This window comes from Pseudomonas sp. Emmai (assembly GCF_055179735.1).
Genome location: NZ_CM143685.1, coordinates 92182 through 117914, shown reverse-complemented (window position 1 = coordinate 117914; position 25733 = coordinate 92182). Strand labels below are relative to the sequence as shown.

26 protein-coding genes are annotated in these 25733 nt (G+C 58.8%); 16 read left to right on the top strand and 10 right to left on the bottom strand.

From position 1 onward, the window contains the following. Positions 1-58: 58 nt before the first annotated feature. From phoU to ACY4LX_RS00550, 7 genes are all read left to right on the top strand, one after another. Positions 59-820, top strand: a complete 762-nt coding sequence (phoU, locus tag ACY4LX_RS00580; RefSeq protein WP_008150055.1) for a phosphate signaling complex protein PhoU — start codon at positions 59-61, stop codon at positions 818-820. A gap of 167 nt (positions 821-987) precedes the next feature. Further along, positions 988-1941, top strand: coding sequence for a response regulator (locus tag ACY4LX_RS00575; protein ID WP_149659428.1), 954 nt, complete (start codon positions 988-990; stop codon positions 1939-1941). A gap of 300 nt (positions 1942-2241) precedes the next feature. Next, entirely contained in the window at positions 2242-2565 is a 324-nt protein-coding gene (locus ACY4LX_RS00570) for a type II toxin-antitoxin system RelE/ParE family toxin (RefSeq protein WP_123408643.1), read from the top strand. A gap of 4 nt (positions 2566-2569) precedes the next feature. Continuing rightward, a complete protein-coding gene (locus tag ACY4LX_RS00565; RefSeq protein WP_463258900.1) occupies positions 2570-2902 on the top strand; it encodes a helix-turn-helix domain-containing protein in 333 nt (110 codons plus the stop codon). A gap of 322 nt (positions 2903-3224) precedes the next feature. Continuing rightward, positions 3225-4121 carry a peptidoglycan DD-metalloendopeptidase family protein gene (locus ACY4LX_RS00560; RefSeq protein ID WP_463258899.1) on the top strand — a complete coding sequence of 299 codons (897 nt, stop codon included), beginning with the start codon at positions 3225-3227 and terminating at the stop codon, positions 4119-4121. Between the two features lie 130 nt (positions 4122-4251). Next, a complete protein-coding gene (locus ACY4LX_RS00555) occupies positions 4252-4548 on the top strand; it encodes a transposase (RefSeq protein ID WP_463257480.1) in 297 nt (98 codons plus the stop codon). After that, positions 4545-5378 carry an IS3 family transposase gene (locus ACY4LX_RS00550; RefSeq protein WP_463257481.1) on the top strand — a complete coding sequence of 278 codons (834 nt, stop codon included), beginning with the start codon at positions 4545-4547 and terminating at the stop codon, positions 5376-5378. Before ACY4LX_RS00555 ends, ACY4LX_RS00550 begins: the two co-directional genes overlap by 4 nt. Before the next feature lie 81 nt (positions 5379-5459). On the opposite strand, the gene ACY4LX_RS00545 is transcribed toward ACY4LX_RS00550, so the two are convergent. The 3 genes from ACY4LX_RS00545 to phoB all read right to left on the bottom strand — a co-directional run bounded on the left by ACY4LX_RS00545 (position 5460) and on the right by phoB (position 9038). Further along, the gene (locus ACY4LX_RS00545; protein WP_149659430.1) at positions 5460-6800 is read right to left on the bottom strand and encodes a hemolysin family protein; all 1341 of its coding nucleotides are present in this window, start codon (positions 6798-6800) and stop codon (positions 5460-5462) included. A 123-nt stretch (positions 6801-6923) separates the two neighbouring features. Then, positions 6924-8210 carry a phosphate regulon sensor histidine kinase PhoR gene (gene phoR, locus ACY4LX_RS00540; RefSeq protein WP_463260666.1) on the bottom strand — a complete coding sequence of 429 codons (1287 nt, stop codon included), beginning with the start codon at positions 8208-8210 and terminating at the stop codon, positions 6924-6926. 138 nt (positions 8211-8348) lie between these two features. Then, positions 8349-9038: a phosphate regulon transcriptional regulator PhoB gene (gene phoB, locus ACY4LX_RS00535; protein ID WP_008150066.1), complete on the bottom strand. Its 690-nt coding sequence runs from the start codon at positions 9036-9038 to the stop codon at positions 8349-8351. A gap of 152 nt (positions 9039-9190) precedes the next feature. Between phoB and ACY4LX_RS00530 the strand changes: the two genes are divergently transcribed. Further along, positions 9191-9577 (top strand): COG4315 family predicted lipoprotein, encoded by a 387-nt coding sequence (locus ACY4LX_RS00530; protein ID WP_149659432.1) that lies wholly within the window; start codon positions 9191-9193, stop codon positions 9575-9577. A gap of 96 nt (positions 9578-9673) precedes the next feature. Here ACY4LX_RS00530 and ubiA read toward each other — a convergent pair whose 3' ends face one another. Beyond that, positions 9674-10564, bottom strand: a complete 891-nt coding sequence (gene ubiA / locus ACY4LX_RS00525; protein WP_463258898.1) for a 4-hydroxybenzoate octaprenyltransferase — start codon at positions 10562-10564, stop codon at positions 9674-9676. Continuing rightward, on the bottom strand, positions 10564-11115 hold the full coding sequence (locus tag ACY4LX_RS00520; RefSeq protein ID WP_463258897.1) for a chorismate--pyruvate lyase family protein: 552 nt from the start codon (positions 11113-11115) through the stop codon (positions 10564-10566). Before ACY4LX_RS00520 ends, ubiA begins: the two co-directional genes overlap by 1 nt. 200 nt (positions 11116-11315) lie before the next feature. Here ACY4LX_RS00520 and ACY4LX_RS00515 point away from each other — a divergent pair, with 200 nt between their 5' ends. The 3 genes from ACY4LX_RS00515 (at position 11316) to ACY4LX_RS00505 (ending at position 13119) form a co-directional block, all read left to right on the top strand. Then, a complete protein-coding gene (locus ACY4LX_RS00515) occupies positions 11316-11483 on the top strand; it encodes a rubredoxin (protein ID WP_007954349.1) in 168 nt (55 codons plus the stop codon). A 19-nt stretch (positions 11484-11502) separates the two neighbouring features. Continuing rightward, complete coding sequence (locus tag ACY4LX_RS00510; protein ID WP_429528141.1) at positions 11503-12651, top strand: NAD(P)/FAD-dependent oxidoreductase; 1149 nt, start codon at positions 11503-11505, stop codon at positions 12649-12651. 192 nt (positions 12652-12843) lie between these two features. After that, a complete protein-coding gene (locus ACY4LX_RS00505; RefSeq protein WP_003213368.1) occupies positions 12844-13119 on the top strand; it encodes an HU family DNA-binding protein in 276 nt (91 codons plus the stop codon). Between the two features lie 136 nt (positions 13120-13255). Here the strand turns inward: ACY4LX_RS00505 and ACY4LX_RS00500 are convergent, their stop codons facing one another. From ACY4LX_RS00500 to ACY4LX_RS00480, 5 genes are read right to left on the bottom strand one after another with little or no spacing between them, the layout of a single operon-like run. After that, entirely contained in the window at positions 13256-14215 is a 960-nt protein-coding gene (locus tag ACY4LX_RS00500) for a hypothetical protein (RefSeq protein WP_463258896.1), read from the bottom strand. A 55-nt stretch (positions 14216-14270) separates the two neighbouring features. After that, a complete protein-coding gene (locus ACY4LX_RS00495; RefSeq protein ID WP_463258895.1) occupies positions 14271-15230 on the bottom strand; it encodes a hypothetical protein in 960 nt (319 codons plus the stop codon). Continuing rightward, positions 15221-17914, bottom strand: coding sequence for a toxin VasX (locus ACY4LX_RS00490; RefSeq protein WP_463258894.1), 2694 nt, complete (start codon positions 17912-17914; stop codon positions 15221-15223). The genes ACY4LX_RS00495 and ACY4LX_RS00490 overlap by 10 nt, the downstream gene beginning before the upstream one ends. Continuing rightward, positions 17911-18477: a DUF4123 domain-containing protein gene (locus ACY4LX_RS00485; protein ID WP_463258893.1), complete on the bottom strand. Its 567-nt coding sequence runs from the start codon at positions 18475-18477 to the stop codon at positions 17911-17913. Before ACY4LX_RS00485 ends, ACY4LX_RS00490 begins: the two co-directional genes overlap by 4 nt. Further along, positions 18474-20567 carry a type VI secretion system Vgr family protein gene (locus ACY4LX_RS00480; RefSeq protein WP_463258892.1) on the bottom strand — a complete coding sequence of 698 codons (2094 nt, stop codon included), beginning with the start codon at positions 20565-20567 and terminating at the stop codon, positions 18474-18476. Before ACY4LX_RS00480 ends, ACY4LX_RS00485 begins: the two co-directional genes overlap by 4 nt. A 717-nt stretch (positions 20568-21284) precedes the next feature. Here ACY4LX_RS00480 and tssA point away from each other — a divergent pair. The 5 genes from tssA to ACY4LX_RS00455 are packed head-to-tail and all read left to right on the top strand — an operon-like array spanning position 21285 to position 25719. Next, positions 21285-22841, top strand: coding sequence for a type VI secretion system protein TssA (gene tssA / locus ACY4LX_RS00475; protein ID WP_463258891.1), 1557 nt, complete (start codon positions 21285-21287; stop codon positions 22839-22841). Positions 22842-22873: 32 nt separating this feature from the next. Then, the gene (tssB, locus tag ACY4LX_RS00470) at positions 22874-23377 is read left to right on the top strand and encodes a type VI secretion system contractile sheath small subunit (protein ID WP_149659440.1); all 504 of its coding nucleotides are present in this window, start codon (positions 22874-22876) and stop codon (positions 23375-23377) included. A gap of 28 nt (positions 23378-23405) precedes the next feature. Beyond that, on the top strand, positions 23406-24881 hold the full coding sequence (tssC, locus tag ACY4LX_RS00465; protein WP_149659441.1) for a type VI secretion system contractile sheath large subunit: 1476 nt from the start codon (positions 23406-23408) through the stop codon (positions 24879-24881). A gap of 13 nt (positions 24882-24894) precedes the next feature. After that, positions 24895-25302, top strand: a complete 408-nt coding sequence (tssE, locus tag ACY4LX_RS00460; RefSeq protein WP_133835348.1) for a type VI secretion system baseplate subunit TssE — start codon at positions 24895-24897, stop codon at positions 25300-25302. Between the two features lie 3 nt (positions 25303-25305). Then, complete coding sequence (locus ACY4LX_RS00455; RefSeq protein WP_256672288.1) at positions 25306-25719, top strand: hypothetical protein; 414 nt, start codon at positions 25306-25308, stop codon at positions 25717-25719. Positions 25720-25733: the final 14 nt, after the last annotated feature.

Sequence of the window (25733 nt, the reverse complement as noted above, 5' to 3'; positions counted from 1 at the left end):
CGACACAACACAGCTTGCAGCTTGTAGCTTGCAGCTCACAGCTATCGCGGAGCAAAAGATGATTTCGAAGGAAGGCTTAACCCACCACATCTCTGCACAGTTCAACGCTGAGCTGGAGGAAGTGCGCAGCCACCTCCTGGCCATGGGCGGGCTGGTGGAGAAGCAGGTCAACGACGCGGTGACCGCGCTGATCGAGGCCGACTCCGGCCTGGCCCAGCAAGTGCGTGAGATCGACGACCAGATCAACCAGATGGAACGCAACATCGACGAAGAATGCCTGCGCATTCTCGCCCGTCGTCAGCCGGCGGCGTCCGACTTGCGGTTGATCATCAGTATTTCCAAATCGGTGATCGACCTGGAGCGCATCGGTGACGAAGCGACCAAGATCGCCCGTCGCGCCATCCAGTTGTGCGAAGAAGGCGAGGCCCCACGGGGTTACGTCGAGGTTCGCCACATCGGCGACCAAGTGCGCAACATGGTTCGCGATGCACTGGACGCGTTTGCCCGTTTCGACGCCGACCTGGCGTTGTCGGTGGCGCAGTACGACAAGATCATCGACCGCGAATACAAGACTGCGCTGCGTGAGCTGGCGACCTACATGATGGAAGACCCGCGCTCTATCTCGCGGGTCTTGAGCATCATTTGGGTGCTGCGTTCCCTGGAGCGTATCGGCGACCACGCGCGCAACATCTCGGAGCTGGTGATTTACCTGGTGCGCGGCACCGACGTGCGGCACCTTGGCCTCAAGCGCATGAAAGAAGAAGTTGAAGGCACAAGTGGCGAAACCGCTAATGTTCCGGGCAAAGCTGACGATAAGTAAGATTGCCTGAGAAAAGCGCCCGGCCTTTTGGCCGGGCGTTTTTGTTTGTGGTTTTTGAATGTGGAAGCAGCACCCGCGAACGAAAAGTCCCGGCGTGACTGAAGATTTAAGGCAATGTGCCATCAGCAAAGCGGTATGCTTGCCGGGATTTTTTTAAGGGGTTGTGGATGAGTAAGGTCAGTGTGTTGGTCGTGGACGATGCGTCGTTCATTCGTGACCTGGTGAAGAAGTGCCTGCGCAACTACTTCCCGGGTATCCGGATCGAAGACGCGGTCAACGGCAAGAAGGCTCAGGCGATTCTGGCGCGCGAAGCGTTCGACCTGGTTCTGTGTGACTGGGAAATGCCGGAAATGTCCGGCCTGGAACTGCTGACCTGGTGCCGCGAGCAGGACAACCTCAAGACCATGCCGTTCGTGATGGTGACCAGCCGTGGCGACAAGGAAAATGTGGTCCAGGCCATCCAGGCCGGGGTTTCCGGCTACGTCAGCAAGCCGTTCACCAACGAGCAACTGCTGACCAAGGTCAAACAGGCGCTGAACAAGGTCGGCAAGCTCGACACCTTGATGAACAGCGCCCCGACCAAAATGAACTCGGCGTTCGGCAACGATTCCCTGAGCGCACTCACTGGCGGCAAGGCTGCCGTGGCCGCGCCAGCCGCTGCCCCGGTCAACCCGTTCGCCAAACCTGTCGCTGCCGCCCCGGCACCCGCCGCTGCGCCATCCCGTGGGTTGCTCAACAGCCCGCCGGTCAAGGCGCCTGGTGCCGCTTCGGCAGCACCGGCGGGTGGCCGTGGCCAAGGCCAGTTGCGCCTGTCGAGTGGCACCCAGCCCTGCGTGATCAAGGCCTTGAGCCTCAAGGAAGCGCTGCTGGTAGTGAAACGCACCGACATCCTGCCGCAAGTGCTCGAAAGCGCCGTGCTCGACCTGGAGCAGGGCGACAACGCTGAAACCGCGCGCCTCAACGGCTACCTGCACGCCATCGTCGCCCACGAGCAAAAGCCCGACAGCGACTGGCTGCAACTGACCTTCCGCTTCGTCGATAAAGACGCACAGAAGCTCGACTACATCTCCCGTCTGATTGCCCGTGGTACGGCGCAGAAGCATTTCGTACCGGGCGCGTGATCGTCGTCGCCTGACAATCCGCCTTCGCGGGCAAGCCTCGCTCCTACAGGTGTCGCGCTCATTGCGGATGACACAAACCTTGTAGGAGCGAGGCTTGCCCGCGAAGGGGCCAAAACAATCCCCGCAAAAAAAAGCGCATAGCCCACACGTCAGATATCCATAATTCTCGCCTTGATTTATATCGGTTTCGATATAGCCTGTTCCATACCGATCCTTATCAGCCATGCCTTGAAACAACCCCGCCCTACGTGCCTCGATGGCGTCGATTACCCTTTTCCTTGTCAACAACAGGAGAAGTCGATGCCAAGACACAAGGACGTGGTGTTTATCGGGAGCGCGTTAAAGGATTTGAAATCGTTTCCGCTCGATGCGCGAAGAGCCGCCGGTTTTCAGTTGGATCTCTTGCAGCAGGGGGAAGAACCCTTCGACTGGCGGCCGATGAAAACCGTAGGGCGGGGCGTAAACGAAATCAGGATCACCGAGGAATCAGGGGCGTTTCGAGTGTTTTATGTGGTTAACCGGCCAGAGGCCATCTATGTGCTACATGCCTTGCACAAAACCACCCGTAAAACCGAGACGCGCGATATCGAACTGGCTCGCGCCAGATTGCAGGAAATCAATTAACGTCATGACGGATCATCAAAACCCGACCCAGCGGTTCGCCAGTATCTGGGATGCGCTGGAAGATACGCCTCAGGAAGCCGCGAATATGCGTCTGCGCTCCAAGTTGATGATGGAGTTGTGCAGCGTCATTCGAGGCTGGGAGCTTTCCCAAAAGGAGGCGGCCAAACGCCTGAAAATAACCCAGCCGCGGCTTAATGATGTATTGAGCGGCAAGATCGACAAGTTTTCGCTGGATGCGTTGGTGAACTTGTCCGCTGCGGCGCAGTTGGGTGTGGATATCACATTCAACCCGTTTGTTCGTGACGCGGCGCAGAAGCATTTCGTACCGGGCGCCTGATCGTCGTAGCCTGACAGTCCGCCTTCGCGGGCAAGCCTCGCTCCTACAGGTGTCGCGCTCATTGCGGACGACACTAACCTTGTAGGAGCGAGGCTTGCCCGCGAAGGGGCCATCCCATTCACCACACCGCTCTGATCGTTCCCACGCTCCGCGTGGGAATGCCTCACCGGACGCTCCGCGTCCGCATCGTAGGGAACGCGGTGCATCCCGGGCTGCATTCCCACGCTCCGCGTGGGGACGATCATTTGAAACATCTGCCGACTACGCTGGTCCATCTCAGCTGCTAGGCTCCTCCCAGGCCTTATTCGACAGACTCTTGCCCATGCTCGCGCGCCTGCTGTTTTTCTGTGGTCTTTTCATGGCCTCCACCTCGGCTGTGGCCATGACCATTTACAAGTCCACCGACGCCAATGGCGTGGTCTCCTACAGCGACCGCCCCACGAAAGGCTCCCAGGTGTTCGTTTTTCGGGACCGGATGGTCGAGCACCTGGAGCGGCAGGTGTATCTGGACATCAAGAAGCAGAAGGGCGTGGACGTGGTGTTTGTGCGCAACGATTTGTATGCACCGGTGGAGGTCGAGCTGAGTTTTGCCGGGTTGAGCAATGTGAAGGGCGCGCCGAGCCAGCCGATTCGCCGGGTCTTGCCGGCGCGCAGCAACTCGCGCCTGGCGTTGCTCACGGCGATTACGGGCGGCAAGCCGCTGGTGTACACCCCGAGCTTCCAATACTCCATGGGCGACCCTTCAGGCGCCGCTCAGAGCTATCGATATCCCTTCCCGTGGCGTGGTGGGCCGTTTCGCTTGAGTCAGGGCGCCAATGGCCAATACAGCCACTTCGGTGCCAAGAACCGTTTCGCCATGGACATCGCCATGCCTGAAGGCACGCCGATCATCGCGGCGCGGGCCGGGATGGTAGTGAAGACCGAGAATAGCCAGAGCGGTCGCGGCAATGATCCATCCGGCAATTTCGTGCGGGTGTTGCACGATGACGGGACCATGGGCGTGTACCTGCACCTCAAGCAAGGCTCGGTGAGCGTGCGCGAAGGTCAGCGGGTGGCGGTGGGCAGTGCGTTGGCATTGTCGGGCAACACCGGCAACAGCAGCGGGCCGCACCTGCACTTCGTGGTGCAGCGCAATACCGGGTTGGGGCTGGTGTCGATTCCGTACCAGTTCAATCAACCGGTGGGGGCGTTGCCCAACTTTGCGTTGGGCAAGCAGTGATGTGGTGCCTGGTCTGACGCCTTCGCGGGCAAGCCTCGCTCCTACGGATCACACGAACCTGTAGGAGCGAGGCTGTTGTGGCTCAATGTTTTTGGACCATGATGTAGGAGCATCTACCTAAGGAAGCATCATGGGATATCGGATCGTTGATACTGGGGCAAAAGCGGAAGCCATTCGCTTGGTTGTGGAGATGAATTGCTCCATACCTGAAGCCTGCAAGCTAACGGGAATTGGACCCACAGCTCTACGCCGATGGGTTCTGCTCTGGCGTCGGGAGCATGCGGGGATTTCACAACCCTCTCGGCCGCAGGACCAGGAGCTGATTGAGTCGTTACAGGCAAAATTGGCACTGGTCGAAGCAGAGAACCAGGTATTAAAAAAGCAATTGCCCTCTCATCTGAAGGTTCTGTTCAGTCGAACCAAGTGATTGACGGCGCTAGAGGGGCAGGGTCGATTAGACGCACGTGTCTGGTCTTAGGCTTGGCCCGCAGTAGCTATTACGCGCAACGTAAACCCAAGCCGCCTCGTGTTATCGAGAGTGGTTTGGAGATGACGATTCGTGCGGTGCATACCGAGCATCGCGAAGCTTTAGGGGCCCGAGGGCTTTCCAAGGAGTTGAGGAAAGAAGGTATTTCTATCGGACGTCACCGCATGCGCTCCTTGATAAAGACCCTTGATTTAACCAGGCGCCGGCCGCGTTACGCCCACTATCGTCGCGCCACCAAACCAAGTATCACGGCACCGAACATACTTGATCGTCGCTTTAATCCGGTCCAGCCAGACACGCTCTGGGCCGGCGATATCACTTACATCAAAGTGAGGGATAGCTGGTTATATCTAGCCGTAGTGATGGATTTGTTTTCACGCCGGATTGTGGGGTGGGCTTGTTCAAGAACCGCCGACACGGACCTGTCGATCAAAGCACTGAAATTGGCAGTAGCACTGCGCCACCCAATGCCTGAGCTGTTGTTTCATTCAGACCAGGGCTGTCAGTACACCTCTGAGCGATTTTCAGCGTGTCTGGCGCAATGCCGAATCGTCCACAGCGTGAGTCGTCGCGGTAACTGTTGGGATAACGCGGTGGTAGAGCGTTATTTCAGAACGTTGAAGCACGACTGGATGCCAGAAAATGGCTATCAGAATCACCTTGAGGCGGAAAAGGATGTGATCGACTTCGTGTCGCACTACAACCATCGCCGCTGCCACACCGCATCGAATAACCTGCCGCCTGCGCTTTTTGAGCAGCAGGCGGCCTAAAGCTCCTACGGAGTGGTCCAAAAAAACTGGACCCCAACAGGCTTGCCCGCGAAGGGCGCGATGCGGTTTCACCCGGATCGCTTAATCGAGCATCAACACCTTGGCCAAAATAATCTTCGGCCCTTTCATCTTTTTGATGATGATCCGCAAACCTTCGACTTCCAGCACTTCTTCCTCTTCCGGCACCCGTTTCAGGGTTTCGTAGACCAGCCCGGCGAGGGTTTCGGCTTCGATGTGGTCCAGGTCGATGCCCAGCAGGCGTTCAACCTTGAACAGCGGCGTATCGCCGCGCACCAGCAGCTTGCCCGGCTGGTACGCGAGGATCCCGCGCTCGGCCTTGCGGTGTTCGTCCTGAATGTCGCCTACCAGCACTTCCAGCACGTCTTCCATGGTCAGGTAGCCGATGATGTTGCCGTCGGCTTCTTCGACCAAGGCGAAGTGCGAGCCGCCCTTGCGGAACTGTTCCAGCAATTGCGACAGCGGCATGTGCCGCGAAATGCGCTCCAGCGGGCGAGTCAGCTCCGCCAGGTTGAACGACTCGGGAATGTGGTCCAGGGCCGCCAGTTCCAGCAGCAGATCCTTGATGTGCAGCAGGCCGACGAACTCCTGGCGTTCGCTGTCGTACACCGGATAACGGCTGAACTTGTGACGACGGAACAACGCAAGGATTTGCTTCAGCGGTGCGTTGAACTCCAGCGTCACCAGGTCTTCCCGGGAGTTGGCCCAGTCCACCACTTCCAGCTCACCCATTTCCACTGCCGAGGCCAATACACGCATGCCTTGGTCGCTCGGGTCCTGGCCACGGCTGGAGTGCAGGATCAGTTTCAGTTCTTCACGGCTGTAATGGTGTTCGTGATGCGGGCCGGGTTCGCCCTGGCCGGCGATGCGCAGAATCGCGTTGGCGCTGGCGTTGAGCAGGTAGATGGCCGGGTACATCGCCCAGTAGAACAGGTACAGCGGCACGGCGGTCCAGAGCGACAGCAGCTCGGGTTTGCGGATCGCCCACGACTTGGGTGCCAGCTCACCGACCACGATGTGCAGGTACGAAATCACGAAGAACGCGGCAAAGAACGACACGCCTTTGATCACTTCAGGCGACTGTACGCCGACGGCTTCAAGGATCGGCTCAAGGATGTGCGCAAACGCCGGCTCACCGACCCAGCCCAGACCCAGCGAGGCGAGGGTGATACCCAACTGGCACGCCGAGAGGTACGCATCGAGCTGACTGTGCACGGTGCGCAGGATATGTCCGCGCCAGCCGTTTTTATCAGCGATGGCCTCGACCCGGGTCGAGCGCAGTTTGACCATGGCAAATTCGGCCGCAACGAAGAATCCGTTGAGCAAAACCAGGATCAGAGCAAAAAGAATCATGCCGAAATCGGCGAAGAGTGTCGCGAGGGTCAAGCCAGGGGATGGGTCCATGATGGGGTTTTGCGGGTTCCGTGTATTCGAAAAAGAAGGAAATGCGGTGCCTGAAGGGCAGACACAAGTCAGCCAATGTAGCGGCTGACTCGGCGATTGCCTAGGGGCGAGTGCCGGCCGGTATCAATCGGCAGCGCTGATCAGCTGGGATTTGGTCACCTGGACCGGCGCAAAATGGCAGGTGAAGGTGCTGCCATGCCCCGGCACGCTGCTGATTTCCATCCGTGCACGGTGGCGCAGTAGCACGTGCTTGACGATGGCCAGCCCGAGCCCGGTGCCGCCGGTGTTGGAGTTGCGGCTGGAGTCGACGCGATAGAAGCGTTCGGTCAGCCGTGGCAAGTGTTTGCTGTCGATGCCGATCCCGGAATCCTGCACGCTCAAATGCGCGCCCTGGTCGTCGCCCCACCAGCGAATGCGGATATTGCCTTCGGCCGGGGTGTATTTCACGGCGTTGAACACCAGGTTGGAAAACGCGCTGCGCAATTCCGCTTCGCTGCCCTTGAGCAGAATCGTGGAATCGGCCTCCAGGGTGATCTTTTGATTCTTTTGCGCGGACAGCTGCTGAGCATCGCTCTTGATCGATTTCAGCAGGCTGTCGATGACGACGGGCTGGTTGTCCGACGGGTAATCGGTGGCTTCCAGCTTGGCCAACAGCAGCAGGTCGTTGAGCAGGGTCTGCATGCGGCCGCCCTGTTGCTGCATCTGCTGCAAGGCGCGGGTCCAGCGCGGGTTCACGTCTTCGACGTTGTCGAGCAAGGTTTCCAGGTAGCCGCAGATCACCGTCAGTGGCGTGCGCAGTTCGTGGGAAACGTTGGCGATAAAGTCTTTGCGCATCTGCTCCAGCTGATGGATGCGCGTGACGTCGCGCACCAGCATCAAGTGTTCGTTGTTGCCGTAGCGGGTGATGTACAGCTGAATGCGCAGGCGATCGTTGATCGGCGAGGGGATTTCCAGCGGCTCGGCGTAGCTGTCCTGCTCGAAGTATTCCTTGAAGCGCGGATGGCGCACCAGGTTGGTCACCGGTTGGCCGCTGTCTTGCGGGGTTTTGAGGCCGAGCAGGGTTTCGGCGGCGCGGTTCCACCATTCGAGGTTGCCGTCGCTGTCGAGCATGATCACCGCGTCTTTGAGCGCGGCAGTGGATTCCTGGACCCGGTCGATCACCGCTTGCAGTCGCCCGCGCACCCGTTGGTCGCGGCGTTGCAGGTGGTAGATGCTGTCGAACACTTCGCCCCACAGGCCATAGCCATCGGGCGGTGCTTCATCGGGTTTGTGCAGGCGCAGCCATTCGTGCAGGCGCAACAGCTGCTTGAGGGTCCAGGCCAGGTAAAGGCCCAGGCCAGCGGCGAGGCTCCAGCCGTAGTAGCCGGAAATCAGGCCGATCACCAAGCAGGCGGTGACCAGCAACAGCATGTGGCGAATCAGGGTGCCATGCCAGTTTTGGTTCAAGGGGGGGCGTCCTAGCGCAGCTCCAAGTTTCAAGCTACAAGCTTCAAGTCAAAGCGGCTCTGCTTTCGCTTGCCGCTTGTAGCTTAAAGCTTGCCGCCGCTTCTATGCTTTGGTGGAAAACCGGTAACCGGTGCCGCGCACGGTTTGTACCAGATTTTCATAGGCATCGCCGAGGGCTTTGCGCAGGCGCCGGATGTGCACGTCGACGGTACGTTCTTCGACATAGACATTGCCGCCCCAGACCTGATCCAGCAACTGGCCACGGGTGTAGGCGCGTTCCTGGTGGGTCATGAAGAATTGCAGCAGACGGTATTCGGTCGGGCCCATCTCGGCGGGTTTGCCGTCGATGGTCACGCGGTGGCTGATCGGGTCCAGCAGCAGGCCGCCGACTTCGATCGGGGTTTCGCCATCGGTCGGGCCGGCGCGGCGCAGCACGGCTTTGAGGCGCGCCACCAGCTCGCGGGGCGAGAACGGTTTGGTGATGTAGTCATCGGCGCCGACTTCCAGGCCCTGGATCTTGTTGTCCTCTTCGCCCTTGGCGGTGAGCATGATGATCGGGATATCCCCGGTCAGCTCATCGCGCTTGAGGCGCCGGGCGAGCTCGATGCCGGACGTGCCGGGCAACATCCAGTCCAGCAGGATAAGGTCCGGCTTGCGGTCGACGATGATGGCATGGGCCTGCTGGGAGTTCTCAGCCTCCAGGCAGTCATAGCCGGCCATTTCCAACGCAACGGCGATCATTTCGCGAATGGGCGCTTCGTCGTCGACGATCAGAATGCTCCTGCCAACCATGCCTATATTCCTCTTGTCATTTAACTGTCTTGCGCCGCATTAGATAACGGAATTATTGCAGTCGTGTGACAGTATTTTAGTCGAGCGGCGATTGTCATGATCCTGGGCTAAGCTCTAATTCCGAATCCTGACAACCACAAGAGAAGGTTTCCATGACTCAATTCACGTTCTCCCTCAAGGCTCTGATGTTGGCCGCTGCTCTGGCGTTACCGGCGATGGCCTTCGCTGCCGAACCGGCCATGATGAAGGGCGGCATGATGGTCGATCACAAGGGCATGACCGTTTACACGTTCGACAAGGACAGTGGCGGCAAGTCCATGTGTAACGCGGATTGCGCCAAGAACTGGCCGCCGATGATGGCGCCGGCGGGTGCCAAGGCTGAAGGCAAATGGACGGTCATCAAGCGTGATGACGGCATGATGCAATATGCCTACGACGGCAAGCCGCTCTACACGTTTGTGAAGGACGAAAAACCTGGAGAGATGAAGGGTGACGGCATGAAAGATGTCTGGCACGTCGTTCACGAATCGCAGAAGTAAGCGCTTCGCCAGGTCGTTAAAGATCGCGGCTTGCGGCAACGCCTACGGATATACACCTGTAGGCGCTGCCGCAGGCTGCGATCTTTTCGCTTTTTATCAACGCAATGCGTAATCCAGCACAATCCCGACAAAAATCGCCAACCCTGCCCAGTGGTTGTGCAAGAACGCCTTGAAGCAACGCATCCGGTCCTTGCTCCGGGTGTACCAGAACTCCCAGGCAAAACACCCGGCGGCGGCCAGCAACCCGAGATGGAACCAGCCGCCAAGCTGGAACTTCGACCCGGCCAGCAGCAGGCTGCCCAACGCCAGACCTTGCAACGTCAGAATGATGACCCGGTCCGCATCACCAAACAGAATCGCCGTGGACTTCACGCCGATCTTCAAGTCATCGTCGCGGTCGGTCATCGCGTAATAGGTGTCGTAGGCCACCGTCCACAGCAGGTTGGCAATCCACAGCAGCCAGGCTTCTGCCGGCAGCGAACCGGTCTCGGCCGTGAACGCCATCGGCATGCCCCAGGAAAACGCCGCGCCCAGTACCACTTGCGGGTAGTAGGTGTATCGCTTCATGAACGGGTAACTAAAGGCCAGCGCCAGACCGCCCAGCGATAGCCAGACGGTTGCCGCGTTGGTGCACAGCACCAGCAGAAAGGCGATGCCCATCAGCACGGCAAAAAACACCAAGGCTTCTTTGGAACTGATCTTGCCGCTCACCAGTGGCCGCTGCTCGGTGCGTTTCACATGGCCGTCGACCTTACGGTCCGCCCAGTCATTGATCACGCAACCGCCCGCGCGGGTCAGCACCACGCCCAGCACGAAAATCACGATGTTGGCCAATGACGGCGTACCCTTGCCGGCAATCCACAGCGCCCACAGGGTTGGCCACAGCAGCAGGTAAATGCCGATCGGCTTGTCCATGCGCGTCAGCTGAATGAAATCCCAGGCCCGGGGATTCAGGCGGTTCAGGGATTTGAGCAGGCGGGTGTACATCAACGGTTCTCCGGATGGACGCGGGCGGCGAGCCATAAGGTCGGCAGGAAAATCTCGGCCACCAGCACGCTCAAGGCGCCACGGTCGAAACGCGAGCGGCGGCCCCACAGATCGGGCGCTCGGGACTCCAGCGGCAACCATTCTTGAGGATAGTGACAAACCTCGATGGCCTGGCGCTGGAACGCCCGATCGCAAAACAACAACTCGCCCAACGACCGGCTGCCCAACTCATCCATGTGCAACCCATCGCCCTGCAACGCACTGCGCGCCGCCACACTGCGGGCAAACACCCAGGCTTCGCCATTGCCGCGCAGGTACACCTCGCGTACCCAGCCTTCGCTGCCTTCTTCCAGTTCCAGCGCCGCGCATTCGTCGGCGCGCAAGGCTTGCCAGCCTTCGAATAATGGCGTGACGCTGAAGCGGTCATTCGACAAACCAATCAGGCGCCGGGTCAGGGAGCCTTCGTCGAACAGCCAGTCGAGGGTAGACGCGTCGGGGAGGGGAGTGAGTCGGCTTTGGGGGAGCCAGAACGGGGATTTTGAGTGCGGCACAGTGAGTCATTATTGGCAGCAAATGAGGCGGCGAGCTTACCATGGCAGCCGGCGATTTTGATTGAGTCGACCCGACCTTGCATCGAACAGGCTTGCATCTGCCGGGTTCGATCAGTACAAAACGCCCTGAGCCGGACGGCAACGCTTTACCCATCGACCGTTCGCGCCGGCAAACGCCTGAATCCCGAGGAAGTAACTGAATGAAAAAGTGGCAATGTGTGGTCTGCGGCCTGATCTATAACGAAGCCGACGGCTGGCCGGATGACGGCATCGCGCCGGGCACCCTGTGGCAGGACGTGCCGGAAGATTGGCTGTGCCCGGACTGCGGCGTGGGCAAGATGGATTTCGAAATGATCGAAATCAACTAAGACAAAAGAGGAGTAGGGAATGAACGCACCTGTCGTGATCGTCGGTACTGGCCTGGCTGGCTACAACCTGGCCCGGGAGTTTCGCAAACTCGATGGCGAAACCCCGCTACTGCTGATTACCGCCGATGACGGGCGTTCCTACTCCAAGCCGATGCTCTCCACCGGCTTCGGCAAAAACAAGGACGCCGACGGCCTGAGCATGGCCGAGCCGGGCGCCATGGCCGAGCAGTTGAAAGCCGAAGTGCGCACCCACACCCGCATCAGCGGCATCGACCCGGGCCACAAACGCCTGTGGATCGGCGAGGAAGCGGTGATCTACCGTGACCTGATCCTGGCCTGGGGCGCGGAAACCGTGCGGGTGCCGATCGAAGGCGACGGCGCTGATGCGGTGTTCCCGATCAATGACCTGGAAGACTACGCGCGCTTTCGCGCCGCGGCGGCCGGCAAGCGCCGGGTATTGCTGCTCGGTGCCGGCCTGATCGGCTGCGAATTCGCCAACGACCTGATCCTCGGCGGTTACGAAGTGCAACTGGTCGCACCATGCGAACAGGTCATGCCGACATTGCTGCACCCAGCGGCGGCCGCAGCGGTCCAGGCCGGGCTGGAAAGCCTCGGTGCACGCTTCCACCTCGGGCCGGTACTCAACCGGTTGCAGCGGGTGGCAGACGGACTGGAGGCACATCTGTCGGACGGCCAGGTCATCCCGTGCGATGTGGTGGTCTCGGCCATTGGCCTGCGGCCGCGCATTGATCTGGCGGCTGCCGCAGGTGTCCAGGTCAATCGCGGCGTGGTGGTCGACCGGCACCTGAAGACGTCCCACGCCAATATCTACGCCCTGGGCGACTGTGCCGAGGTCGATGGACTGAATTTGTTGTACGTGATGCCCCTGATGAGCTGTGCGAGAGCGCTGGCACAAACCTTGGCGGGAAACCCTACGGCCGTGAGTTATGGCCCGATGCCGATCACCGTGAAAACCCCGGTCTGCCCGTTGGTGGTTTCGCCGCCTCCGCGGGGCGCCGAGGGCGTCTGGACGGTCGAGGGGCAGGGCGCCGACATCAAGGTCCTGTGCCGCGATGACTCGGGCAAATTGCTCGGTTATGCCCTGACAGGCGCGGCGGTGATGGAAAAACTCGCATTGAACAAAGAGCTTCCGGCCCTGCTGGCGTAAATACCGGTCGTTCTGTCGGATTCACCCCGCTTTTGCCCCTACAAAGGTCGCGCCGAGACTGGCGCGGCTCTTCCGTGCGTGCCATCCTCACTCCCGTCTGCCGCAGAGTAGAGCACCTGCGGCGCCTTGGGCGCTGTTCCAACGAGAACAGCACGGACATAACAACAAAAAACCGTCAAAGGGGCTTCACTAATGCGTAAACCAGAACTCGCCGCTGCAATCGCTGAAAAAGCAGACCTCACCAAAGAGCAGGCCAACCGCGTACTCAACGCCGTTCTCGAAGAAATCACCGGCGCTCTGCACCGCAAGGACAGCGTCACGCTGGTGGGCTTCGGTACCTTCCTGCAACGCCACCGCGGTGCCCGCACCGGCAAAAACCCGCAAACCGGTGAGCCTGTGAAAATCAAGGCCAGCAACACCGTCGCCTTCAAGCCAGGCAAGTCGTTGAAAGACAGCGTCAATCCATAATTGCGGCGAACTCCCTGAGTAACAGGGAGAACAGTATTGAAAAATGGGCATATCGATTGCGGTCGGATGCCCATTTTTTATGGGCGTGCGTATTCCGATGAGGTGTGATGGGGTGGTTTGACCAACGCAAAGCCAATCAACTTTCCCTCGAAAGTCCACTGTCCTGTTGATGTTCCATATCAACAAGGCGCGTGTCGGGACCGTTGGCTTTCAGGCGTTCGGTAACCACTTTCGGCCACAAGTTGCGAGAGCGGCGTTTGGCGAGGCTGTAGGTGAGTTCTTGAATTCGGGCCTGCGGGTAGAGCAGTGGCTCAAGTAGCAGTTTTGCTACATCGCTGCTCTGTAAATAGTTTTTGCCACCGGCGTCTTTCTTCGCCTGCTTCAGCTGCGCCAGCGTGTGTTTGAAGCTGTCACTCATTTTGAATCGCACCGCCAACTGGCTTTTTACAAACGCATCCGACTCACTGTGATTACCGTGCTCATCGAAATAAGGGCCATTGTTCATATAGGAGCGGATGTACTCCCAAAAGCCTTTTTGCATCGCCAGCGACTTGCCGAAAGGTGGACCGAGACTGACCATCAGCGCCGTTTCCGGATCTTCAAACTTCCACAGGCGAATTTCCAACGAGGCGTTTTGCAGGCCGCCGATTTGGGTGCCTACCAGTTCAAACTCGTTGGCTACCGCGATAATGCCGTCCCATGGGGCGTGGTATAGATCGCCGTCGTGATCGAAATACACTTCGCGGGTTCGACGGTTGAGCAAGATGGGGAGGGGTAAAGGACGGAGGATCTCCCATAGGAACGGTACCAAAAACATCGGCAAGCCAATTCCAAGCATTATGTAAAGCCCCTTCAATTCGGCGCTTTGAATAAGACTGTAAATGCCTATGCCTAAGCAGCCAATGAAAGCCCATCCACAAAGTCCGGCCATTGCCCCTCTATCAAATTCATCTCCGGCTTGTAATGCCAAGTAGTGCTCGGTGTGTTCATCGGTAATAAACAGCTCCATCGGCTGTTCACCCGTCGATTTGTCCGCTGCAAGCACGACTGTGGGGACAGCACTGAAGCTAGGTGTCTCTTGCGTATTCATATCCATGCTCGTTCCATGATTTTTACGGCGGGTAGCGTCAGTCCTTTTCCGAGTGAATAGATCAAGTCTCTTTTGATACGCCGAAACCCGGCTCGCGTTCCAGATCGACAAGCCGTGTGGTGGGGCCGTTGGCTTTTAGGCGCTCAGTGACAATTGCCGGCCACAGATTGCGAGAGCGCCGTTTGGCGAGGCTGTAGGTGAGTTCTTGAATTCGATCCTGCGGGTAGAGCAGTGGCTCAAGTAGCAGTTTTGCTACATCGCTGCTCTGTAAATAGTTTTTGCCACCGGCGTCTTTCTTCGCCTGTTTCAGCTGCGCCAGGGTGTGTTTGAAGCTGTCACTCATTTTGAATCGCACCGCCAACTGGCTTTTTACAAACGCATCCGACTCACTATGATTACCGTGCTCATCGAAATAAGGGCCGTTGTTCATATAAGAGCGGATGTACTCCCAAAAGCCTTTTTGCATCGCCAGTGATTTGCCGAAGGGTGAACCGAGACTGACCATCAGCGCCGTTGCCGGATCTTCAAACTTCCACAGGCGAATTTCCAACGAGGCGTTTTGCAGGCCACCGATTTGGGTGCCTACCAGTTCAAACTCGTTGGCTACGGCGATAATGCCGTCCCATGGGGCGTGGTACAGATCGCCGTCGTAATCGAAATACACTTCGCGGGTTCGACGGTTAAACAGAATAGGTAATGGCAAGGGCCGAAGGACTTCCCAAAGGAAAGGCGCTAGAAATAGGAATATGCCTGTAACGAACGTCATGTAGGTGATGTCGAATTTGCCTTGCATTGCGCCTATAACGCCAAGACCCACCAAGGCGCTGCCCCCCATTCCGGCCAACACTCCCGTCAGCATTCCTCGATCAGAGTCGCCACCTGCTTGCAACGCCAAGTAGTGCTCGGTGTGTTCATCGGTAATAAACAGCTCCATCGGCTGTGTACCCGTCGATTTGTCCGCTGCAAGCACGACTGTGGGGACAGCACTGTAGCTAAGTGTCTCTTGCGTATTCATATCCATGCTCGTTCCATGATTTTTACGGCGGGTAGCGTCAGTCCTTCTTGTGGGGAATAGATCAACTCCCCCTCAATGCACTTCAAGTCCCGCACTCCATCCTCATGGTAAACACGGCGGTATGGAGTGACGCCAACAGGTATAGGAATGCGAGTACCGCTGTGCTGGGCAAAGTCTTTGCCCGTCCATTCGACCTTTTTTATATGATCGGAGTGATAGCCGAGTGTATCGCCCCAGACTTCGACACCCTTGAAGTGAATCATGGCGTCGGTCAGCAGTACGTTTTCACCCGGCAGTTTCAGCAGCAGGTACGTGGAGGTGACCTGTCCTTGATAGGGATGCATTTCTGCCAACCGGCAGGCATCAAAACTGATGGGAAACAGAATGGGGTACAGCTTATCCATGGACAGCGCATAGTCGTGAGACCAGGTGTCGTCCGGACGTATACCGAAACGACTGCTCTTCACCCATTTTTCCAGCGACGAGTCGGTCGTATAAAGACGGGCAATGACACCGCCCACAATTAGAACGGCTAGACCCAGTAACTTGGTCCCCAAATGGGGAACTACGTTGATCCCTCTGGCAATAGTCGCCACATCCCCCGCTATCACAGCAGCCCGTGCGACTCGTAACGCCCGGAAGGCCTGGACCTGGAGCTTGATACTGACCAGTGAAGCGCTTGCTACCGTCAAGTTCGCGGCCGTCGTATCGAAATCGCCCGCTTTATAGGCTTCAAAGGCGTCAATTCCATAAAGCACGACGTCGAACGCTAGAAAGAGGCCTTGTGCCAAAGCAGTAGCTGCGGCGCGCCCCAAAGCCTTGGCCAAAAGCAGTCGTGATGAAATTGAAGAGTGACTGCTATGGCGGACGGTCGATGACCAATCAACCTCCGCCATTCGTTGAAAAACCGCAGCAGATGCGGCACCAATACCAAACGCCGCTCCGGTTGCGCTAAATACACTCTTGTAGGTTCGCTTTTCAAAAACCTGTTCTCCCGAGGAAACAAAATTCCCCCCCGCCACCAACGCAACAATCGACTTAATCGGCGCCTTACTCAGCGCCCCCTTCAAATCAAACACTCCGCTCAGCTCAACCCCCGCCGCCAGATTCGCCGGTAACGGCGGCAGCTTGGTGCTGGCCGGGACCAAATGCATGAACGGAATACCCTCAGCCACTCCGCTGACCAGCGGGGCGACGCTCAAATGAGTAGGCACCGCAGGCCGCGTCCCCATCAGATCGCTATACCACTCGCCTAGCTGCCGCGATGTGACGCCCGAGGTCTGAATGCGCTGGTCGCTACGGGCCAGCGCTGCTGCCATGTACAAATGCCCTGCCGTCCCGGTGGCCTTTTCACCTTGATGCAATTGCAGCCCGGCCACCGGGGCGATCGACAGGAACAGCGCCTCAACGCTCGCAGCCGGTTTGTGTTGCTTCAGTTTGTCGGCGGTGCGGTTGATCGCCTCTGTAAAGCCAAAAGCTCTGGCGAGTTTATTGGCGCCCTCTTGCAGAGTTTGATTGTGGTCGCGAGCCATATCGCTCGCATCCACAAGGTATTTGATCTCGCCGACACCCAAACGTGATGGCAACCCAAGCAGAGCCCACAGCAGCCATGGCTTGCCCGGCAATTTACCTTCCAGATTCAGCGTAATGGCCTGGGCCCCGAGACTGGTGTTGGCCGGCCCCAGACAGGCCGCCGCGAAGTGCAGTTCCAGTGCCTCGCGAGCAATCGCGTGGGTAATGTCGAAATGACCGCAAGCCGTATCCATACTCGACGGGCCTGTCACTTGCAGGGTGTTGAACCACGCCACCCAGAGCTGAGCGAGTCGCCGTATGTCAGCGGCATATCGGTCGTTGTGGATGTCTTGATCTTTCCACGCCCGCTGGAGTTCGTCATAGCGGGTGATGGATGGCAGTTGCGCGCTCAGTTGGCGGTCGCCTTCACTGAGTGACTTGATGACCCCGGCCAAGGCCCACTCTTCCGCATGGTGTTGCTGATAGCTGTCAAAGGCCTCTTTGCGTACCCGCATCAACGCGGCGACGTCGAACAGCACGCCCCACGCATCATCAATGACCGCGAAGGCTTGTTGCTCGCATGCCTTCATCTGCTTCAGCAGTTTCAGCCAGTCAGGCGCGTTTTCGGTTTCCGGCTGACCACTCCAGCCATAGCTCGTCGCATCGGTGTATTCGCCAATCTGCTTCGCAATGGCGCTAACCGGGCCGCTGAACGGCGCAACGCCCGGTACGAAGCTGCGCATGATGCGCTGACGCACGGCGGGGTCTTTTTTGGAAGCCTGGTACTGCGGTTCACTCCAGCGAACGGGCGACCAGACCAATCCGGCGGGATCGCCAGCCCTTAACACCAGATGTGGCTTGACCCGAGTGTCGATCACTTTGCCCGCACGTGGGGTTTGCGTAAGCAGTGCCTTTTCGACCTGATACTCGACCAGTTTGGGCGGGTTGCTCTGCCACACGTAGAGCCAGCCGTCGCGCAACAAACGGGAGGTGTAATTGAGCGCATGCGCGGTGAGATCAGGATGCCGAGGCCCCAACTCGGGAAATTGACCGTTCAGTGCAGGCACGCCATAGGCGCTGGTGTCGACGGCAGTGGTTGGGCCTACGGCATAACGCAGGGGCAGGACGGCGGCGAACAGCGGGCACGCGCCAGCACGGATTGTGTTCTGGGCGCTCATGGATTTGGCTCCGGGGCGGCGGGAAGGCTGAGTACGTGCAACAACGGCTCAGGCAGTGTGATTTGCGCGGCCAGCCCTTTGCAGGCTGGTGCCGCGTCGTGTTCAGGCGCCTCGTTTACCCATGCGCACACCGGCGTGTTGTCATGCCGTAGCCAGACGCTATCGACGCCATGCCAAAACCCTGCGGGCCATTGCGCATCGGCCAGCCACACGCGGCTCAGCACCGCGCCATCCGCCAGACGCAACCAGAACTCTCTCTGCTGTTCATCGAGAATGCGCAGGCGACGTTGCAGGATCGGCAGCAATTGTTGGGCGCTTTTTGCAGACGCCAGCCACACGCCATGCTGCAGGTCGCAACCACCCCACCACGCGGCGTACGCTGCGCTGCCGAGCGAGGCATTCAGAAGGAAGGGCCCTGCTGCGCCAATGGGCTCGTAGGCAGTGCTTTTGAATAGCGACTGAGGGTTGTCCGCGCCGTAGTGCTCGTAAAGCCAGTCCGTAGCGTTCTCATAGCGGGCGCCGTCAAGCAGCAGCAGTCCCTGGGTCGGGGTGACTGACGTCATGCTTCAGCGCCCTCCGTTGTCTGGCTTTCCTGTGCGGCATCGCACACCGGACAGATGCCGGAACTGGCTTCACGAAAGACAATTTCCTGTTTGAGCAGGGCTTCCATGGCGATAGCGTCAATTACCATGGCCTCGGCAGCCTGCGGAATAACCGACAATGCCGACTGCGCCGCCATTCCTGCTACCGGCGAACCACCCTCAACAATCGCCACACTGCTAAAAATCCCACCGGCATTGATGACGATGTGATGCCCACCAGCCGTGAGCGTCAGGCTCATGCCCGCCTCGATCACCACGTTCGCGGCGGTGACATGCGCCTGCGGCCCCGCCTGAATCACCAGCGTGCCAGCCGCTGTCATGCTGCTGTTGCCGCTGATGCTGATCAGTTCATCCCCGCCGATCACCGTGTTGCGCAGGCCTTGGGTGGTGTGCGTCTCATCGCCTTTGATCAGACTCGCGCTGTGCTGGTCCACCTGCTCAAAACGGTCGCCACCAATCAGGCTGTGACTGTCGCGGGTAATTTGTTCGCGGCGGTCGTGGCCGATCTGGGTGGCGCTGTCATTGAGGATCAGTTGCTCGATGTCGCGTTGCGCCCGCAGGTAGATTTTTTCCTGCCCGGCGCGGTCTTCCAGCGACAGCTCGTTGTAGCCACCGTTGTGTGGCGAGCTGTGGCTGCGCAGCACGGTTTTGGTCTTGTGCTCGGGCAAGGTGTAGGGCACAGAGGTCACTTTGTTGGCCACACAACCGGTGATCAGCGGCCGATCCGGATCGCCTTCCAGAAACGTGACCACGACTTCCATGCCGATACGCGGGATAGTCACCGCGCCGAAATCCTGGCCCGCCCAACTCGAGGAAACCCGCAGCCAGCAGCTGCTTTTTTCGCTGTCGAGTTCCGCGCGATCCCACGGCAGTTCGACCTTCACCCTTCCATATTCATCGCAATAAATCTCTTCACCGGGCGGTCCGGTGACGCGGGCGGTCTGGCTCACCAGTTGCGTTGTTCGCGGGCACAACGGCGGACGGAAATGCACGTCCCAGGGAATGGCGCTGAAGCGGTTGCGGTAGCCTTGGGTGAAGCCGTCCTCGGGGTTGACGTCGCTGGTGACCGACTCCTCCAGCACCTGAGGCTGTCGGCCGGTGTGGGTCACGCTGAGCAACAGCCACAGACCGTTGGGGGTTTTACGCGGGTGTTCGGTCAGGTCGAAGAAGTGACCGCTGCGCAGGCATGGCTGATCGCTCTGGCCTTCGGCCACTTGGTAATCGCAACGGTGCCGCTCCAGGGCCTGGCGGGCGAGTTGCCTGCCACGTTTTTCGTTCTCGATCAGGACGGGGTAGCGATAGTCTTCGAGCTCGGGGCTGAACTCGGCGGTGAAACGGCTTTCCAGCAACAGGCTGGGGCGCCGGAAATCGTAGTCCCGGCGCGTGGTGCTGCTGGTGCGGGTGCGAAACCCGGCGGCGAAGTGGCTGACCACCGGGTGCTCCGCGACCATCCCTGAATCTTGCTGATACGGGGTGGCGCCCAGCTTGGGGAAAAAGGTCTGGTCGTCGGTGAACACCAGCACATGGCCCTCGGGCGAATGCTGGTGATGCCAGGCGATACCGTCCTCGCCGCACAGGCGCTGGACGAACTCGAAGTCGGATTCGCCGTACTGCGTGCAGTAGTCGCGCACGGGGCTGGTGCTGACATGAAAGGTGAACGCGTCGCTCTGAAGGCCGTGCCCTTTAAGCACCTGCGCGATGATCTGCGGCACCGTCAGGTGCTGGAAAATCCGCCGGTCGTGACTGAACTGCAAATAGTGCAGCGCCGGCACCAGGGTCAGGTGATAACGGGTCAGGCGCTTGCCGGCGTCCCCCACCCAGACGTCCTCGATACGGCCGTGCAGCCCTTCACCCTTGAGGCCGAACTGCAGAAACGCCAGTTGACTGAGCAGGCTTTCAATATCGAAATCCGGGTGCTCGCTGACCAGCTCAACGCGGATGGCATACAGGGTGCTGATGGCTTCGCTGCCGTCGAAGGCCAGCACCTTGAAATCGTGACGAACAGCGGGGATGTGAAGCGAAAAATGCGCCGCATTGGCCGGCCCGAACATACGCTTATCCTTAAGCTAAAGAGGAAAAAAGCGCGATATCCAAACCGTCCATGGTTTGTGCACGCGAAAACTGGCGGGCACGTTATCAACGGGGAGAGAGGATTAATGTAGGAGGAATCTTTGAATAAAGTGAGAGCCTTCCGGGTTTAAAGTGGGCGTGTGTTCCTAGGACACGATTGTGTAAGTTGCGTGCAATTGGACGATAACTCCGTGCAATTGCCCTTCACATGACAGCATTGGACGCATTTGTTGAAACATAAAAATGCCATCACTTTAATGGCGTTTTTTTAATTGGCAGTTGTCTTTCATCAAATTGAAGGTCTGTCGCAGTAACTTTTCGGAAGAATCCTACATTCATCTTTTTCAATTCTTGTCATGCTTTGCGCCCACATCGTTGACGGAAACGCCAATGATTGCTGGGGATTTGCGCGAACGCTCTGGAGCAGGGGTTGCGGGTCAGCAGGTCAGCAGAGGGAATATTAAAGTGATATCAGGGGATACCCTTACAAATATAGGGCTATCTCCTACACGAGGCACTGAACTGCTCGTCTTGTTGTTTAATCGGATGCTTGCTAGTGGCCATCATCGTGAGTACGATGCGCCAACTTGAAAGAGCACGAACTCAATTGGATGAGTCCCATCGCAGCTCTTTGATACTGTCCGCCGCCGTTGAAACTCCGATTGGCGTGTGACCGTAATCCTAAATAAAGGCCATGGATGTCCTACTCAAGCAAGCTTTCCGCCCATTACCTTGAACTCGCAAAAGCCTCTGTTTCCAAAGAGAATTTCGCGGGCGAGGATGTTCGCTTTTCGAGCGAATATGAGGCCCTGGAAAGCGAGCTGGCCAAAGCCCAGTCGATGCACGAAGCCGGTCAGATCGACTGGCTGAAAATCCGTGAAAACAGCGAAAATCTGCTGCGCACCCAGTCCAAGGATTTGCGGGTCGGCGCCTGGCTGACCTGGGCTTTGTACCAGCGCGAATCCTTTCAGGGGCTGCTGGCGGGCCTCGGTTTGCTGCACCATTTGACGGAAAATCATTGGGCCGAAGTTCACCCGAACAAGGCGCGTACCCGCTCCGCGGCCATCAGTTGGTTGGTGCCGCGTCTTGAGCAGGTGCTGACCGAAAATGTCGCGATCAAAGAGCAATTGCCGATGTTCCGCCGGATGGTGGAGCACCTGGAAGGTCTCGATGCCGCTTGCACCGAGCACCTGGGCGATGACGCGCCGTTGCTGTTGCCGATCTCCCGCCGCCTGAAAAACATGGTGCAGCGCGCCGCCGACAACCAGCCGGAACCCGGTGTGGTCGGGGCTGCCGTGGCCCAGGTCAAACAGGCCGCGACCCAGCTGTTCACCCCCGGCGCGCCAATCGATAACGAAAAAGAAGCCCACAAGGCTTTGCGCGCCCAGCAGGAAAACGCCCGTCCGTTGTGCGCCTGGTGGCTCAAGCAGAAAGCCACCGACCTGCGCGCCCTGCGCCTTAATCGCACGCTGCTGTGGCTGCCCATCGACGCGGTGCCCGAGCGCAACGCCGAGCAGATCACCATGTTGCGCGGGTTGCCGGCGGACAAGCTCAAGGCCTATCAGGATCGCTACGACCAGGCCAAATACGCCGACCTACTGGTAGAACTGGAGGCGAGCCTGGCGAAGGCGCCGTTCTGGTTCGATGGCCAACGAATGGTCTGGGAATGCCTCCAGGGCCTGAATGCCGAGATGGCTATGCGCGAAGTGGAAATCCACTTCGCGCTTTTGATTCAGCGCCTGCCCGGCATCATCGAATTGCGTTTCCATGACGGCGCGCCGTTTGCCGACCCGGCCACCCGTGCCTGGGTCAGCGCCCACGTCATGCCGCACCTGCAAAGCGCCAGTGCGCCGCGCAAGGTCGAAGTTGTCGACAACCAGCCGGCCTGGGAAGTGGCCTTGGAAGAAGTCCTGCCCATCTTGCGCAAGGACGGCCTCAAGGCCGCCGTGCAAATCCTCAAGCAGGGCCTGCAAGGTGCCCAAGGTGGGCGGGCGCGATTTTTCTGGCAGTTCGCCCTGGCGCGGCTGTGCTTCATGGCCAAAAAGTACGAACTGGCCAGGACCCAACTCGAAACCCTCGACCAAACATTACAGGACTCAGGCCTGAACGCCTGGGAGCCCGATCTTGCGCTGGAAGTGCTGCATTTGCTGCATAGCTGCTGTGAGTTGTTACCGCAGAACCATGCAGTGCGTGAACGCAAGGAAGAGATTTATCGCAGGCTGTGCCACCTCGATCTCGAAGTGGTACTCGAATAGGCCCCAGGGCCACAACCGCAAGGAGAAAAGCCATGGCCAAAGAAGGCTCGGTAGCCCCCAAGGAACGCATCAACGTCACCTTCAAACCTGCCACCGGTGGTGCACAGGAAGAGATCGAACTGCCGTTGAAACTACTGGCAATCGGTGACTACACCCACCGCAAGGACGAACGCAAAGTCGAAGATCGCAAGCCGATCAGCATCGACAAGATGACCTTCGACGAAGTGCTGGCCAAGCAAGAGCTGAGCCTGACGATGAACGTGCCGAACCGTCTTCAGGAAGAAGGCAGCACTGAAGAGCTGGGCGTGCAACTGCGCGTCAACTCGATGAAGGACTTCAACCCGGCCTCGCTGGTCGAGCAAGTGCCTGAGCTGAAGAAACTGATGGAACTGCGCGACGCGCTGGTGGCCCTCAAAGGCCCGCTGGGTAACGCGCCTGCGTTCCGCAAAGCCATCGAAGGCGTTCTCGCCGACGACGAATCCCGCGGTCGCGTACTGGGTGAGCTGGGCTTGAACGCCGCCGCCCAGGACGCCTGAGTCTCTATCAGCCAAGGAAGCCAACACAATGAGCACTAGCGCAGCACAGCAAAAGAGCAAAGAGAGCGGCGAATACAGCATTCTCGACAGCATCATCGCCGAAACCCGCCTGACGCCGGACGACGAAGCCTACGACATCGCCAAGCGCGGCGTGTCGGCGTTCATCGAAGAGCTGCTCAAGCCGCAGAACAACGGTGAGCCGGTCAAGAAGGCCATGGTCGATCGCATGATCGCCGAGATCGATGCCAAGCTCAGCCGCCAGATGGACGAAATCCTGCACCACCCGGACTTCCAGTCCCTGGAATCGTCGTGGCGTGGCCTGCAGTTGCTGGTCGATCGCACCAACTTCCGCGAAAACATCAAGATCGAAATCCTCAACGTCTCCAAAGAAGACCTGCTGGACGATTTCGAAGATTCGCCGGAAGTGATGCAGTCGGGCCTGTACAAGCACATCTACACCGCTGAATACGGTCAGTTCGGTGGTCAGCCTGTGGGCGCGATCATCGCTAACTACTACATGTCCCCAAGCTCGCCGGACGTGAAGCTGATGCAGTACGTGTCCAGCGTTGCCTGCATGTCCCACGCGCCGTTCATCGCGGCGGCCGGCCCGAAATTCTTCGGTCTGGAAAGCTTCACCGGCCTGCCGGACCTGAAGGATCTGAAAGATCACTTCGAAGGCCCGCAATTCGCCAAATGGCAGAGCTTCCGCGAGTCGGAAGACTCCCGTTACGTTGGCCTGACCGTGCCGCGTTTCCTGCTGCGTAACCCGTACGACCCGGAAGAAAACCCGGTCAAATCGTTCGTGTACAAAGAAACCGTCGCCAACAGCCACGAGCACTACCTGTGGGGCAACACGGCCTACGCGTTCGGCACCAAGCTGACCGACAGTTTCGCCAAGTTCCGCTGGTGCCCGAACATCATCGGCCCGCAGAGCGGTGGCGCGGTTGAAGACCTGCCGTTGCACCACTTCGAAAGCATGGGCGAAATCGAAACCAAGATTCCTACGGAAGTATTGGTTAGCGACCGTCGTGAATACGAACTGGCCGAGGAAGGCTTCATCTCCCTGACCATGCGCAAAGGCTCCGACAACGCGGCGTTCTTCTCCGCGAGCTCGGTGCAGAAGCCGAAGTTCTTCGGCATCAGCGCAGAAGGCAAGGCCGCAGAGCTGAACTACAAGCTCGGCACCCAACTGCCGTACATGATGATCGTCAACCGCCTGGCTCACTACTTGAAAGTGCTGCAGCGCGAGCAACTCGGTTCGTGGAAAGAACGTACCGACCTCGAGCTGGAACTCAACAAGTGGATCCGCCAGTACGTGGCCGACCAGGAAAACCCAAGCGCCGAAGTCCGTGGCCGTCGTCCACTGCGCGCAGCCCAGATCATCGTCAGCGATGTCGAAGGCGAGCCTGGCTGGTACCGCGTCAGCCTGAACGTGCGCCCGCACTTCAAGTACATGGGTGCCGATTTCACCCTGTCGCTGGTTGGCAAGCTGGACAAAGAGTAAGCGGAGCTAACTCATGACTGGATACGGCAGCCTTTTCGAACGCCTGGGTGGCGACGCGGACAAACGCGTCGGCTGGAGCCGCGAGGTCTCCGCCATGGCGTCCGTGGCTGCCCATCTGGCCAAGATGCTCAGCACCCGTGCGGGCAGCGTGCAAACGCTGTCCGATTACGGGCTACCCGATCTCAATGACATGCGTCTGAGCCTGCACGACTCCCTGAGTCAGGCCCGTCTGGCCATCGAAAATTTCATCGAAGCCTACGAGCCACGCCTGAGCAATGTGCGTGTCATTTCCCTGCCGCGTGACCACGATCAGCTTCGCCTGTCCTTCAGCATCGAAGGCCTGCTGGAAGTTGATGGTTTCAAGCGCCAGGTCACCTTCGCCGCGCGCCTGGATGGCAGCGGTCAAGTCAAGGTCAGCTAAGGCATGCAATGGACAATTCCGAAGCAGGATGCAGTGGTCATGACGGGGCGTAGGGCGTTGCTGCTCATAGCCTTGGCGGCCGTTGCGGCGGTTTCAGGCGCCTGCTACGTGAAAATGGCGGCGGCGCGGCTGGCGCATGTCTATTCCAAGACCTGGAACGATGCCGGGACGTGCTACATCAACTCGTACATTCCCCAGTACTCGGCCCTGGGGCTGGCCGGACAGATTGTCCGGATATTCACCAGCGAAGCGTTTTTCAGGGTGTACGCAAAGGACGGCACGTTGTTGAAGTCGTCCGAATGGTTGCTCTGGCAGAACGAATTCACCGTGGATGAGCGCTCACAGTGGGTGGGTGGCCGTGCGATCTACCCGACCGTGAAAGGCTACGAGAGCTGGAATGTTCCAGCGTGTCGGTGAGCAATGAGTCGTCA